This window comes from Dietzia sp. SYD-A1, from assembly GCF_015356725.1.
GTDB lineage: Bacteria > Actinomycetota > Actinomycetes > Mycobacteriales > Mycobacteriaceae > Dietzia.
In genome coordinates this window covers 1-13,428 of sequence record NZ_JADDKI010000136.1, presented here as the reverse complement: position 1 = coordinate 13,428, position 13,428 = coordinate 1, and the positions used below count along the sequence as shown (strand labels likewise).

Annotated in this window: 12 protein-coding genes and 1 pseudogene; 6 read left to right on the top strand and 7 right to left on the bottom strand. The window is 70.0% G+C overall.

The genetic code is table 11. The annotated features are described in order from the left end of the window. Window positions 1-276: pseudogene (locus IY392_RS19135) on the bottom strand (hypothetical protein); the annotation flags it as partial. 114 nt (window positions 277-390) lie between these two features. On the opposite strand from IY392_RS19135, the gene IY392_RS06450 reads away from it, so the two are divergent. Next, window positions 391-1,359 carry a quinone oxidoreductase gene (locus IY392_RS06450; RefSeq protein ID WP_194860794.1) on the top strand — a complete coding sequence of 323 codons (969 nt, stop codon included), beginning with the start codon at window positions 391-393 and terminating at the stop codon, window positions 1,357-1,359. A 27-nt stretch (window positions 1,360-1,386) separates the two neighbouring features. Here IY392_RS06450 and IY392_RS06445 read toward each other — a convergent pair whose 3' ends face one another. Further along, window positions 1,387-2,418 carry a heme o synthase gene (locus IY392_RS06445; protein ID WP_194305681.1) on the bottom strand — a complete coding sequence of 344 codons (1,032 nt, stop codon included), beginning with the start codon at window positions 2,416-2,418 and terminating at the stop codon, window positions 1,387-1,389. Between the two features lie 160 nt (window positions 2,419-2,578). Here IY392_RS06445 and tkt point away from each other — a divergent pair, with 160 nt between their 5' ends. From tkt to pgl, 5 genes are read left to right on the top strand one after another with little or no spacing between them, the layout of a single operon-like run. Then, a complete protein-coding gene (gene tkt, locus IY392_RS06440) occupies window positions 2,579-4,690 on the top strand; it encodes a transketolase (protein WP_107756503.1) in 2,112 nt (703 codons plus the stop codon). After that, window positions 4,684-5,793, top strand: a complete 1,110-nt coding sequence (gene tal / locus IY392_RS06435; protein ID WP_375292896.1) for a transaldolase — start codon at window positions 4,684-4,686, stop codon at window positions 5,791-5,793. Before tkt ends, tal begins: the two co-directional genes overlap by 7 nt. Then, complete coding sequence (gene zwf, locus IY392_RS06430) at window positions 5,790-7,370, top strand: glucose-6-phosphate dehydrogenase (protein ID WP_375292895.1); 1,581 nt, start codon at window positions 5,790-5,792, stop codon at window positions 7,368-7,370. Before tal ends, zwf begins: the two co-directional genes overlap by 4 nt. Further along, window positions 7,367-8,287: a glucose-6-phosphate dehydrogenase assembly protein OpcA gene (locus tag IY392_RS06425; RefSeq protein ID WP_370446343.1), complete on the top strand. Its 921-nt coding sequence runs from the start codon at window positions 7,367-7,369 to the stop codon at window positions 8,285-8,287. Before zwf ends, IY392_RS06425 begins: the two co-directional genes overlap by 4 nt. Before the next feature lie 49 nt (window positions 8,288-8,336). After that, window positions 8,337-9,059: a 6-phosphogluconolactonase gene (gene pgl, locus IY392_RS06420; protein WP_182612854.1), complete on the top strand. Its 723-nt coding sequence runs from the start codon at window positions 8,337-8,339 to the stop codon at window positions 9,057-9,059. Between the two features lie 139 nt (window positions 9,060-9,198). On the opposite strand, the gene secG is transcribed toward pgl, so the two are convergent. The 5 genes from secG to whiA form a co-directional block, all read right to left on the bottom strand. Continuing rightward, window positions 9,199-9,432, bottom strand: a complete 234-nt coding sequence (secG, locus tag IY392_RS06415; RefSeq protein WP_017836820.1) for a preprotein translocase subunit SecG — start codon at window positions 9,430-9,432, stop codon at window positions 9,199-9,201. 99 nt (window positions 9,433-9,531) lie between these two features. Continuing rightward, window positions 9,532-10,317, bottom strand: a complete 786-nt coding sequence (gene tpiA, locus IY392_RS06410; protein ID WP_107756507.1) for a triose-phosphate isomerase — start codon at window positions 10,315-10,317, stop codon at window positions 9,532-9,534. A gap of 29 nt (window positions 10,318-10,346) precedes the next feature. After that, window positions 10,347-11,564 (bottom strand): phosphoglycerate kinase, encoded by a 1,218-nt coding sequence (locus tag IY392_RS06405; protein ID WP_107756508.1) that lies wholly within the window; start codon window positions 11,562-11,564, stop codon window positions 10,347-10,349. A gap of 165 nt (window positions 11,565-11,729) precedes the next feature. After that, window positions 11,730-12,746, bottom strand: a complete 1,017-nt coding sequence (gene gap / locus IY392_RS06400; protein WP_107756509.1) for a type I glyceraldehyde-3-phosphate dehydrogenase — start codon at window positions 12,744-12,746, stop codon at window positions 11,730-11,732. 117 nt (window positions 12,747-12,863) lie between these two features. Then, window positions 12,864-13,428: DNA-binding protein WhiA (gene whiA, locus IY392_RS06395; RefSeq protein WP_194860792.1), on the bottom strand; the 565-nt coding region annotated here is incomplete at its 5' end.

Below are 13,428 nucleotides of genomic sequence, written 5' to 3'. Positions count from 1 at the left end.
CCGCGCAGGAGACCGCCGACAGCTCGCCGCCGGCCCGGCCGGCGGCGAGCTGTCGGCGGTCTCCTGCGCGGCGTCCACTGCAGGTGCGTCCCCGGACTGTGCTGCGGCCTCATCCGCGGCAACAGCCTCGTCGACGGCGGCTGGCGTCTCGTCGACGGCGGCGGGTGCCTGATCTGGTTCCGACACGGCGCCGGACTCGCCGATGGTGACGGCGGACCGACCGGTCGCCCGGGCTCGCGGTCCCCCGGCGTACTGGGAAAGGATCTGCAGGCTCATGGTGGTACCTTATCGCCTCCGCTCCCCTCGACCGCCTGCCGCTCCCGGTGAGCTGCCATATGGCTCGGCGACATCCGGGCTGCGCCGCCCCCGGCCGCCCCGGATACTGGGAGCATGCGTGCGATCCGGATCTCAGAACACGGTGGCCCCGACGTCCTACGGCCGGTCGAGGTTGAGACGCCCTCGCCGGGTCCGGGAGAGGTACTCGTCCGGACCACCGCCGTCGGCGTCAACTTCATCGACACCTATTTCCGGGAGGGCGTCTACCAGGCTTCGTTGCCGTATATCCCGGGAAGCGAGGGGGCCGGGATCGTCGAGTCGGTCGGCGAGGGCACGCCCGACCTCGTGGCCGGGGACCGGGTGGCGTGGTGTCAGATCCCCGGTTCCTACGCCCAGTACGTGGTGGGTCCGGCCGACGCGCTGGTCACGGTCCCCGATGAGGTGCCCGACGGTGTCGCCGCGTCGATGCTGCTCCAGGGACTCACGGCCCATTACCTGATCACCGACACCCATCGTGCCCACGGCGGGGACACCGTCTTGATCACCGCCGGCGCCGGAGGGGTGGGTCAGCTCCTCATCCAGATGGCGGTGGCGCGGGGGTACCAGGTGATCACCACCACCTCGACCGAGTCGAAAGCCCAGATCTGCAGGGATCTGGGGGCGCACCGGGTGCTGCTCTATCCGGAGGCCACGCCCGAGAGGATCCGCGAACTGTCCGGCGGTGGTGTGGAGGTGGTGTTCGACGGGGTCGGGCGGGACACCTTCGACACGAGTCTGGCGTCACTCGCGCGACGCGGAACCCTGGTCCTGTTCGGCGCGGCGAGCGGTCCGGTACCCCCGGTGGATCCGCAGCGGCTCAACGCGGCCGGCTCGGTGTTCCTGACCCGACCCTCGCTCGGAGACTTCATCGCGACCACGGAGGAGTACCGCGAACGCGCGGCGGAGGTGATGGAGGGTCTGGTGGGCGGTTCGCTCGTCCTGGAGGTCGGTGCGACCTTCGGGCTCACCGAGGCGGCGCAGGCACACCGCGCCCTGCAGGCCCGGCGCACCACGGGGTCGATCACGCTCGACCCCTCACGGTGACGGGCAGACGACCTCTGCCGGCGACGGTCAGAACAGTGCGAACGCGCCCGACAGGGTCTCGAGGCCCAGAACCGCGTCGACGGACAGGGCCACGAAGACCGCGGCCAGGTAGTTGTTCGACAGGATGAACAGCTTGAGGGGTTTGACCTCGACACCTCGACGGACACCGGCCTCGAGGCGGTGCGCCATCACGATGAACCACACTCCGAAGCCGACCGCGCCCACCGCGTAGATCCACCCCGCTGCGGGAATCAGTGCGAAGGTGCACAGAACGGTGGCCCAGGTGTAGAGGGTGATCCGCCGGGTGACGCCTTCGGCCGACATCACCACCGGCAGCATCGGTACGCCGGCCGCCTTGTAGTCCTCCTTGTACCGCATCGCGAGAGCCCAGGTGTGGGGCGGGGTCCAGAAGAAGATGATGAGGAACAGGACGATCGCCTGCCACCAGTTGTGCGGCTGGCCCTCGGGGAGGTGGTCGGTGATCACCGCCCAGGACACGAGCACGGGCATGCAGCCGGCGGCGCCACCCCACACCACGTTCTGGGCGGTGCGTCGCTTGAGGACCATCGTGTAGACGAAGACGTAGAAGCAGATCGTGGCCAGGATGAACGCGGCGGCCAGCCAGCTCTGCGCCAGGAGACCCAGCCAGAGCATGCTGGACGCGCCGAGCACCAGACCGAAGACCAGCGCGGCTCGTGGGGTCACGGCGTGGCGGGCCAGGGGGCGCCGCTCGGTCCGCTTCATGACCTTGTCGATATCGGCGTCGACCACCATGTTGAGGGTGTTGGCGCTGGCGGCGCCCAGCCACCCGCCGACCAGTGTCAGCAACACGAGTCCTAGGTGGACCTGCCCGCGGTCGGCCTGCAACATCGCGGGGATGGCGGCGACCAGGAGCAACTCGATGACGCGCGGTTTGGTGAGGGCGATGTACGACATCACCACATCGGCTGCGCGGGCGCTCCCGCTCGCCGGAGCCGGCCGCCCCGAGGACTCTGGAGGGGAGACGGACGGCCCCCCACTCCGGGTCGGGGTGGAATCGTGCACCGGAACTCCTCGCAGCAGATGTCAACGCACTACCCGGCCGATACTACGTCCCCCCTGCACGCTCCGCGAAAGAGCGGGGGCGGGGACCGCCCGACCCCGGGCGAGTCTGACCACTAAGGTGGTCCACGACATCCGCGCGGATCCGCGCCGCACCCTCGACCCGGGAGAACCACAAGTGACCAGCGCGTCGGAGATCACCGAGCTCACCACCGCCCGCCACCCGTCGGACTGGACAGAACTGGACACCCGGGCGGTCGACACCGCGCGTGTCCTGGCCGCCGAGGCCGTGCAGAACTGCGGCAGCGGTCACCCGGGCACGGCCATGAGCCTGGCGCCCCTGGCCTACACGCTCTACCAGCGGGTGATGCGCCACGACCCGTCGGACCCTAAGTGGGTGGGGCGGGACCGCTTCGTCCTGTCCTGTGGCCACACGTCGCTCACCCAGTACATCCAGCTGTACCTCGCCGGTTTCGGCCTGGAGCTCGAGGACCTCAAGGCGCTGCGCACCTGGGGCTCCAAGACCCCGGGGCATCCCGAGTGGAACCACACCGACGGGGTGGAGATCACCACCGGGCCGCTCGGTCAGGGTCTGGCCTCCGCCGTGGGCATGGCCATGGCCGCCCGGTACGAGCGGGGCCTGTTCGACCCGGACGCCCCGGCCGGGAAGAGCCCCTTCGACCACTTCGTCTACGTGGTCGCCTCGGACGGCGACGTCCAAGAAGGCGTGACCGCCGAGGCCTGCTCTCTGGCGGGGACCCAGCAGCTCGGGAACCTCATCGCGATCTACGACGACAACAAGATCTCGATCGAGGACGACACCCAGATCGCCTTCACCGAGGACGTGGCCGCCCGCTACGAGGCATACGGCTGGCACGTCCAGACGGTCCACGGTGGTGAGGACATCGAGGCCATCGAGGACGCGATCGCGGACGCGCGCGCGGTCACGGACAAGCCGTCGATCATCGTCCTGCGCACGGTGATCGCCTACCCCGCCCCCACCAAGATGAACACGGGCGCCTCGCACGGTTCGGCGCTCGGACAGGCCGAGGTGGACGCGGTCAAGGAGGCCCTCGGCATGGGTGGCACCGAGCCGTTCACCGTCGACGACGAGGTGATCGCCCACACCCGCGCCGCGCGTGACCGGGGCGCCCGCGTCCACGCGCAGTGGAGCGACATGTTCCACGCGTGGGCCGAGGCGAACCCCGGGGCGAAGGACCTCTTCGACAGGCTCTACTCCGGCCAGCTGCCCGAGGGGTGGGACGCCGACCTCCCGAGGTGGGAGGCCGACCCCAAGGGTGTCGCCACCCGCAAGGCGTCGGCCAAGGCGATCCAGGCGCTCGCCGGGACCCTCCCGGAGCTGTGGGGCGGGTCGGCCGACCTCGCCGGTTCCAACAACACCCAGATCGAGGGGGCCGACTCCTTCGGCCCCCCGTCCATCTCGACCGGGACGTGGACGGCGTCCCCGTACGGTCGCAACCTCCACTTCGGCGTCCGCGAACACGCCATGGGAGCGATCCTCAACGGGATCGCCCTGCACGGCCCGACCCGGCCCTACGGCGGGACCTTCCTCATCTTCAGCGAGTACATGCGTCCCGCCGTCCGGCTCGCCGCCCTCCAGGGCAGCAACGCCTACTACGTCTGGACCCATGATTCGATCGGACTCGGCGAGGACGGCCCCACCCACCAGCCGGTCGAACAACTCGCGGCACTGCGGGCCATTCCCGGGCTGGCCGTCCTGCGTCCGGCGGACGCCAACGAGACGGCGGCCGCGTGGCGCGCGATGCTCGTCGCCCTCGACGGCCCCAAGGGGCTCTGTCTGACCCGGCAGGACATCCCCGTTCTCGAGGGCACGGCGGAGTCGGCCCGGCAGGGTGTGGAACGCGGCGGCTACGTGATCGCCGAGGCATCGACCGGGTCCCCCGAGGTGATCCTCATGGGCACCGGGTCCGAGGTGCACCTGGCGGTCGAGGCGCGGGAGGTCCTCGAGGCGGAGGGCGTCGCGACCCGGGTCGTGTCCATGCCGTGTATCGAGTTCTTCGACCAGCAGGACGCGGAGTACCGCGAGTCGGTCCTCCCCCGCTCGGTCCGCGCCCGGGTGAGTGTGGAGGCCGGGATCGCGATGCCGTGGTACCGCTTCCTCGGCGACGCGGGCAGGGCGGTGTCGCTGGAACACTTCGGTGCCTCCGCCCCTTACCAGACCTTGTACACCGAGTTCGGGATCACCGCCGACGCCGTGGTCACCGCCGCCCGCGAATCCCTCGCGGCCGTCACCGGGGAGTCATCATGACCAACGCCAATCTCGCCGCACTGAGCGCCGCCGGCGTCTCGGTCTGGCTGGACGATCTGTCGCGCCAGCTGCTCACCTCCGGGGAGCTAGAGGAGCGGATGTCGACCTACTCGGTCGTGGGAGTCACCACCAATCCCGCGATCTTCCAGGCCGCGCTGGCCGACTCCTCGGCCTACGAAGCCGCGCTCGCCGAGGCGGTCCGAGCGGACAGGGACGTCGATTCCGTCGTTCGCTCGCTCACCACCGCCGATGTGCGGGACGCCTGCGACCTCCTGGCCGGCGTGTTCGAGGCCACCGACGGGGTCGACGGACGCGTCTCGCTGGAGGTCGATCCCCGGCTGGCCGAGGACACCGAGGGCACGGTGGCCCAGGCCGTCGAACTCTCGGACGTGGTCGACCGGCCCAACCTCATGATCAAGATCCCGGCCACCTCGGCGGGGTTGCCCGCGATCACGGAGGTGATCGGGCGGGGGATCGATGTCAACGTGACCCTCATCTTCTCGGCCGACCAGTACCGCGCGGTCGCGGAGGCGTACCTGTCTGGACTGGAACGAGCTGCCGACGGCGGTCACGATCTGTCCCGCATCCACTCGGTGGCCTCGGTGTTCGTCAGCCGCCTCGACACCGAGATCGACTCCCGCCTGCCCGACGACTCCCCCTTGCGGGGCACGGCGGGACTCGCCAACGCGCGGTTGTGTCAGGACGTGTACGACGAGGTCTACGACACCGCCGGTCGGTTCGGCGATCTGGCCGCACGGGGTGCCCGCCCCCAGCGGTTGCTCTGGGCGTCCACCGGGGTCAAGGATCCCGCCTACCCGGACACCCTCTACGTGAGCGGCCTGGTCACCCACGGCACCGTCAACACGATGCCCTTCGCGACGATGGAGGCGTTCGCCGACCACGGGCAGCTGGCTGGGGACACGGTCCGGGGCACCGGAGAGGCGTCCCGGCAGGCCCTCGAGGCGCTGCGCGCGGAGGGGATCGACCTCGACGAGGTCTTCTCGTTGCTCGAGCGGCAGGGCGTGAGCAAGTTCGTCAGCGCGTGGGACGACCTGATCGCCACGGTCACCGCGCGGATCGACGAGATCCCCTCGGGGTCGTGACCGAACCGGCCGGTCGGCCCTCCCCCGCCGTCGGCGACACCGTCGGCGGGCCGGAGGGATCGGCCAACCCGCTGCGCGATCCTCGGGACCGCCGCCTGCCCCGGATCGCCGGCCCGTCCGGTCTGGTCATCTTCGGCGTCACGGGTGACCTCTCCAAGAAGAAGCTCATCCCCGCCGTCTACGACCTCGCGAACCGGGGGCTGCTCCCGCCGGGATTCTGTCTCATCGGCTTCGGTCGACGCCGCTGGACCCACGCCGAGTTCGCCGACTTCGCCCGTGACCACGCGCGGGAACGGTGCCGTACCCCGTTCCGTGAGGACGTGTGGGAGCAACTGGCGGCGGGACTGCGATTCGTCACCGGGACCTTCGACGACGACGAGGGCTTCGATCACCTCGCGCAGCAGCTGACCGCCCTGGAGTCCGAACGGGGCACGGCCGGGAACTACGCGTTCTATCTGTCCGTCCCCCCCGACGACTTCCCCACGGTCTGTCGGCACCTCGACCGCACCGGGTGCACCAGATCGGTCGACGGCTCGTGGCGCCGCGTGGTGATCGAGAAGCCCTTCGGCCACGATCTGGCGAGTGCTCGCGAGCTCAACGCGGTGGTGGGCGCCGTCTTCCCCGAGGACTCGGTGTTCCGCATCGATCACTATCTGGGCAAGGAGACGGTCCAGAACATCCTCGCCCTACGCTTCGCCAACCAGCTCTTCGAACCGGTGTGGAACGCCAATCACGTCGACCACGTCCAGATCACGATGGCCGAGGACATCGGACTCGGCGGCCGCGCCGGGTACTACGACGGCATCGGGGCGGCACGCGACGTCATCCAGAACCACCTCATCCAACTCATGGCGCTGGTGGCCATGGAGGAACCCACGGACTTCTCCGCCGCCGCGCTACGGGCGGAGAAGACCAAGGTCCTCGAGTCCACCTCACTCGCGCTCCCGATCTCCGAGACCGCGGCCCGGGGCCAGTACTCCGGCGGCTGGCAGGGCTCCGGGCAGGTGGTGGGGCTCAAGGACGAGGAGGGTTACGATCCGTCCTCGGCCACCGAGACCTACGCCGCGATCACCCTCGAGGTCCACAACAGACGCTGGGCCGGCGTCCCGTTCTACCTGCGCACCGGCAAGCGGCTGGGCCGTCGCGTGACGGAGATCGCGGTGGTCTTCCGCCGCGCGCCGCACCTGCCCTTCGACGCGACCATGACCCAGGAACTCGGGCAGAACGCCCTGGTGATCCGGGTCCAGCCGGACGAGGGCGTGACACTGCGATTCGGCTCCAAGGTGCCCGGGACGGCGATGGAGGTCCGCGATGTCAACATGGACTTCGCGTACGGCGAGGCGTTCACCGAATCGTCCCCCGAGGCCTACGAGCGGCTGATCCTGGACGTCCTGCTGGGTGAGCCGTCGCTCTTCCCGGTCTCGCGGGAGGTGGAGTTGAGCTGGATGCTGCTCGATCCCGTCCTCGACGAATGGGCTGCCGGGGGTACCCCGGAGCAGTACCAGGCCGGGACGTGGGGCCCGCGTGGTGCCGACGAGATCCTGGCCCGCAGTGGCCGCGCATGGAGGCGACCGTGATCATCGACCTGCCCGACACCTCGACCCGCGAGATCTCCAAGAAGCTCGTGCAGATCCGCGAGGACGCGGGACTGAGCACGATCGGCCGGGTGCTCACGCTCATCGTCCTCACCGATCACGTCGGCGGCAGCGAGTCCGCGATCGAGGCCGCCAACGACGCCAGCCGCGAGCACCCCTGTCGTGTCATCGTCGTGATCCGTGGCAACCGCGCCAGGGCTGACCGGCTCGACGGTCAGATCCGTGTCGGGGGGGATGCGGGGGCGGCCGAGGTCGTGGTGCTCCGGACATCGGGGGCGATGGCGTCGCAGTCGGCCTCGTTGGTCACCCCGCTGCTCCTGCCCGACACCCCGCTCGCGGTGTGGTGGCCCAGGCATTCGCCGACACTGTTGGCGGAGGACAAGGTCGGCCGTCTGGCGCGGCGGCGGATCGTGGACTCCGATGCCGAGGGGCATCCGACGGACGCGCTGGCCAAGCGGGCGGCCGGCTACTCCCCCGGTGACACCGATCTGGCCTGGGCCAGGGTGACGCACTGGCGCTCGCTCCTGGCCGCGACCCTGGACCGCCCCCCGTTCGAGAGGATCACCGGCGCCACGGTGTGTGGGCCCGAGCGGGCCGCGTCCGTGGACCTCGCCGGCGGGTGGCTCGCCTCCCGCCTGGGGATCGACGTCCACCGTGCGGTGGGGCCGCGCATGGTGGTCCTGGAGCGTGCCTCCGGATCCATCGTCATCGAACAGGTGAGCCCCACCTCCGCGGAGCTGCGCATCACCGGCCAGGCCCCCACCCGGGTGACACTGGTGAAGCGGAGCGTGGCGGACTGCCTCGCCGAGGAGCTCCGCCGCATGGACACCGACGGTGTGTACGCCGACGCCCTGGCGAGCCACGATCGGGTGATCTACACCTCGGCATCCGTGCGCTGAGCAGGGCCCGGGTCCCGGTACACCGAGAACCACGACGTCAGGAGAACCGATGACGAACCTCACCCACGTTGTCCACCCCGATTCGGAGGCGCTGGCCTCGGCGGCGGCCCGGGCCGCCGCGGAGCTCCTCTCGGCGCGTATCGCCGCCGCCGGCCGGGCCACCCTGTCCCTCACCGGGGGGTCGGTCGGGATCACGACCGCGGCCGCCCTCGCCGGGGAGACCGTGGACTGGGACCGGGTCACGATCTACTTCGGGGACGAGCGCTTCGTTGCCGCCGACCACCCGGAACGTAACGACGGGCAGCTGGACGAGGCCCTGCTCGACTCCCTGGGGGACCGTCCGACGGTGCACCGCTGGCCCGCGCGGACCGCCCAGGAGGACGATGTCGACGCCGCCGCCGCCCGCTTCCTCGAGGCACTCGACGTCCCCGACGGCGAACAGCCGATCTTCGACGTGACCATTCTGGGAATGGGTCCGGAGGGCCACGTCGACTCGATCTTCCCGCACACCCCCGCGGTCGCCGAGACTGAGCGGTTGGTCGTCGGGGTCCGTGACTGCCCCAAGCCTCCTCCCGAGCGGCTGACGTTCACCCTCCCCGCGGTTCGCCGCTCGCGGCACGTGCTGGTGATCGCCGCGGGAGAGGGCAAGGCGGAGGCCGTCGCGAAGGGGCTCGGCGGCGCGTCACCGTCGGACTGGCCGGTGGCCGGCGCGGTGGGTGCCGAGTCCACGACCTATCACCTGGACGACGGCGCGGCGTCGGCCCTGGACTGATCCTCGGGTTCCAGCGACGACCGGGCTCAGCGACGACCGGGCTCAGCGACGATCGGGCTCAGCGACGACGGGGTGCGCTCCTCCTCGTGGAGGGCGCACCCCGTGTGGCCGCGCCGTGTGGCGCGCGGGTCGGACGACGTCAGCCGAAGCGGACCAGGAGACCGACCGCGACGATCGCGATGAGCCAGAGGATGGCGACGACCACGGTCACGCGGTCGAGGTTGCGCTCCACCACGCTCGACCCGGAGAGGCTGGACTGGACCCCGCCGCCGAACAGCGAGGACAGGCCGCCTCCCTTACCGCGGTGCAGCAGGATGAACAGCATCAACAGCAGGCTGGTGGCGAGGAGGAAGATGTCCAGGGCGAGCTTCATGTACGGATCGGGCCTTACGTCGGTTCGGGGTGGTCGGAGGACGACTGGTCCAGACTACCCGCTGGCATCTCCAGGGTGAATCCGGGCGCGCCGCCGGGCTCAGGGCAGCGGGCCGCCCGCGGCGATGGCGGACAACTGGGCGAACTCGTCGGGCTTGAGCGACGACCCGCCCACGAGACCGCCGTCGACGTCGGGCTGCTCGAGGAGCTCACCGACGGTGGAGGCGTTGACGCTGCCGCCGTAGAGCACACGCATCTGATCCGCGGTCCCGGGATCGGACAGCTCGGCCAGTGCCGCGCGGATGGCCGCGCAGACCTCCTGCGCGTCCTCGGCCGAGGCGGTCTTGCCCGTCCCGATGGCCCACACGGGTTCGTAGGCGATGACGGTGGAGGCGAGCTGCTCGGTGCTCAGGCCCGCCAGTGATCCCTTGAGCTGCTCCACGACCACGCCGACATGGTCGCCGGCCTCGCGGATCTCCAGCTTCTCCCCCACGCAGACGATCGGGCTCAGGCCGTGCCTGTGGCACGCGGCGGCCTTGGCGGCCACCAACTCGTCGGTCTCGGAATGGTACTCGCGCCGCTCGGAGTGCCCCACCACGACGTAGGTGCACCCCAGCTTCGCGAGCATCCCCGCCGAGATCTCACCGGTGTACGCGCCGGACTCGTGGACCGACACGTCCTGTGCACCGTAGGCGAATCCGAGCTTGTCCCCCTCGATGACGATCTGGACGCCGCGGATGTCGGTGAACGGGGGGATGAAGGCCACCTCCACCTTCTCGAGGTACTTCTCGGGCAGGGCGAAGGCCACCTTCTGGACGAGGGCGATCGCCTCGAGGTGGTTGAGATTCATCTTCCAGTTTCCGGCGATGAGCGGGGTGCGTGCCATGTTCTCTCCTGTGCGTAGGCGGTAGCGGATCAGTTGCTGCGTTCGAGGGCGGTGACCCCCGGGAGCTCCTTGCCCTCGAGATACTCGAGTGAGGCCCCGCCCCCTGTCGAGATGTGGGAGAAGTTCTCCTCGCCGAGTCCGAGTGTCCGGACGGCCGCGGCGGAGTCGCCGCCCCCCACCACGGAGAACGCACCGTCACGGGTGGCGGCGATGATCGCCTCGGCGACGCCCCGGGTGCCGGCCGAGAACGCCTCGAACTCGAACACCCCCATCGGGCCGTTCCAGAAGATGGTCTTGGCGGCGGACAGCTTCTCGGTGAACAGGGCCACGGACGCCGGTCCGATGTCGAGTCCCATCGTGCCGTCGGGGATCGCGTCGGTCGGCACCGTGGTGTGCCCGGCGTCGGCGGCGAACCCGTCGGCCGCCACCACGTCGACCGGCAGGGTGATCACGTCGGCGAACCTGTCGAGCAGGTCCTTGCAGGTGTCGATCATCTCCTCCTGGAGGAGAGAGGATCCGACGCCGTGCCCCTGGGCGGCGAGGAAGGTGAAGCACATGCCGCCACCGATGACCAGCGTGTCGACCTTGGGGGCGAGCGCCTCAATCACCGCGAGCTTGTCCGAGACCTTGGACCCGCCGAGGACCACGGCGTAGGGGCGCGCGGTGTCGCCCGTCAGGCCGGCGAGGACCTCGACCTCGCTCTGCACCAGATCACCGGCGTAGGCGGGGAGGACCTCGGCGATGTCACAGACCGAGGCCTGCGCGCGATGGACCACACCGAACCCGTTGGAGACGAACGCCCCGTCCTCGCCGACGAGGCTCGCCAGGTCCGCCGCCAGCGCGGCACGCTCCGCGGGGTCCTTGCTGGTCTCCCGCGGGTCGAAGCGGATGTTCTCGATCAGGAGCACGTCGCCGTCGGTCAGTCCGTTGGCGCGCTCACGGGCATCGGGGCCCACCACGTCACCTGCCAGCTGAACGTATCGACCGAGCTCCTCGCCCAGCTTCTCCGCGACAGGGGCCAGGGAGAGCGCGGGATCCGGCTCACCCTTCGGCCGACCGAGGTGAGCCGTGATCACCAGCGCGGCACCGGCGTCGAGCAACGCGTTCAGAGTGGGCAGTGAGGCCGATATGCGGCCGGAGTCGGTGATGGTCGATCCGTCGAGCGGGACGTTGAGGTCGCAGCGGACGAGGATCTTGCGACCTTCGACGCCGGTGTCCAGCAGGTCGTGGAGGGTGCGCACTGCCATGGGGTGGGGCTCCTGTCGGGTGGACGGTGATGGTGTGGTCCGGATGCGGTGGCGCGGTCCGGAAGCGGTGGTGAGGACTCATGTACAGCGGGCCCGGCCGGGGGACGCTCTGGGCGTTCCCGGACCGGGCCCGGTGTGGTGCTGGGTCGTCAGGCCCGAGGGCTCTTACAGCGACTTGCCGACCAGGCCGACGAGGTCGGCGAGGCGGTTGGAGTAGCCCCACTCGTTGTCGTACCAGGAGGCGATCTTGATCTGACCGTCGATGGCCTTGGTCAACTGGGCGTCGAAGATCGAGGAGTGCGGGTCGGTCACGATGTCCGACGAGACGATCGGGTCCTCGGTGTACTTGAGGATCCCCTTCATCGGGCCCTCGGCGGCCGCCTTGATCGCGGCGTTGACCTCCTCGACGGAGGCCTTCTTCTCGAGCTCGACGGTGAGGTCGGTGAGCGAGCCGGTGGGCAGCGGGACCCGCACGGCGTACCCGTCGAACTTGCCCTTGAGCTCGGGCAGGACGAGCGAGACGGCCTTGGCGGCGCCAGTGGAGGTGGGCACCATGTTGATCCCGGCGGCACGGGCACGACGCGGGTCCTTGTGGGGGGCGTCCTGGAGGTTCTGGTCCTGGGTGTAGGCGTGGATCGTGGTCATGAGTCCCTTGACGATCCCGAACTCGTCGGACAGGACCTTGGCCACCGGCGCGAGACAGTTGGTCGTGCAGGACGCGTTGGAGATGATCGTCTGCGAGCCGTCGTACTGGTCGTCGTTGACACCCATGACGATCGTTATGTCCTCGCCCGAGGCCGGAGCGGAGATGATGACCTTCTTCGCGCCGCCCTCGAGGTGACCGCGGGCCTTCTCGGCGGAGGTGAAGATGCCGGTGGACTCCACCACGACGTCGACGTCGTAGTCGCCCCACGGCACGGCGGAGGGGCCTTCCTTGACCGCGAGCGCGCCCATCCTGGCCCCACCGACCGTGATGGATTCGTCGTCGAACGTCACGTCCTTGCCGAGGCGACCGAGGATGGAGTCGTACTTGAGCAGATGAGCGAGCATGTCGTTCGTGGTGAGGTCGTTGACGGCCACGATCTCGATATCCGTCTTGCCCTCGGCCTTCAGCGCCTCCACCGCGCGGTAGAAGTTGCGGCCGATACGTCCGAATCCGTTGATGCCTACGCGCACGGTCACGTGATGTCTCCTTATAGGTGGTGCGAGAAAGAACCTCGAGGGGCGCCGGTGGTGCCCGGGGCGTGACCCAGACTACCCGCCCCAGGTGGGGGCTGTGCAGGGTCCACAGGCCGCGGATCAGTCTTCGTCGAGCATGTCCTCGGTCACGACGGATTCGGTGTCCGGGATACCCAGATCGGCCGCTTTGCGGTCGGCCATGGACAACAGACGGCGGATCCGACCGGCCACCGCGTCCTTGGTCATCGGGGGGTCGGCGAGCTGGCCCAGTTCCTCGAGGGAGGACTGACGGTGTTGGACGCGCAGCTCGCCCGCGGCCAGCAGGTGGTCGGGCACGTCCTCGGCCAGGATCTCGAGCGCTCGCTGGACGCGGGCGGCCGCCGCGACCGCTGCCCGGGCCGACCTGCGGAGATTGGCGTCGTCGAAGTTGGCGAGTCGGTTGGCGGTCGCCCGTACCTCTCCGCGGGACCGCCGCTCCTCCCAGATGTCCCTGGTCGCGGACGCCCCCATCCGCGCGAGCAGGATGCCGATCGCCTCCCCGTCGCGGATCACGACCCGGTCACCACCACGGACCTCGCGGGCCTTGGCCGCCACCCCGAGGCGACGCGCCGCGCCCACCAGGGCCATCGCGGCCTCCGCTCCGGGCGCGGTCACCTCCAACGCCGACGACCGCCCGGGTTTGGTG

What these genes read in the sequence shown, in the direction of transcription:
- IY392_RS06450 (WP_194860794.1), top strand. Translation starts at nt 391, where the DNA reads ATGCGTGCGATCCGGATCTCAGAACACGGTGGCCCCGACGTCCTACGG.
- pgl (WP_182612854.1), top strand. Translation starts at nt 8,337, where the DNA reads ATGACGAACCTCACCCACGTTGTCCACCCCGATTCGGAGGCGCTGGCC.
- secG (WP_017836820.1), bottom strand. Translation starts at nt 9,432, where the DNA reads ATGAAGCTCGCCCTGGACATCTTCCTCCTCGCCACCAGCCTGCTGTTG.
- tpiA (WP_107756507.1), bottom strand. Translation starts at nt 10,317, where the DNA reads ATGGCACGCACCCCGCTCATCGCCGGAAACTGGAAGATGAATCTCAAC.
- IY392_RS06405 (WP_107756508.1), bottom strand. Translation starts at nt 11,564, where the DNA reads ATGGCAGTGCGCACCCTCCACGACCTGCTGGACACCGGCGTCGAAGGT.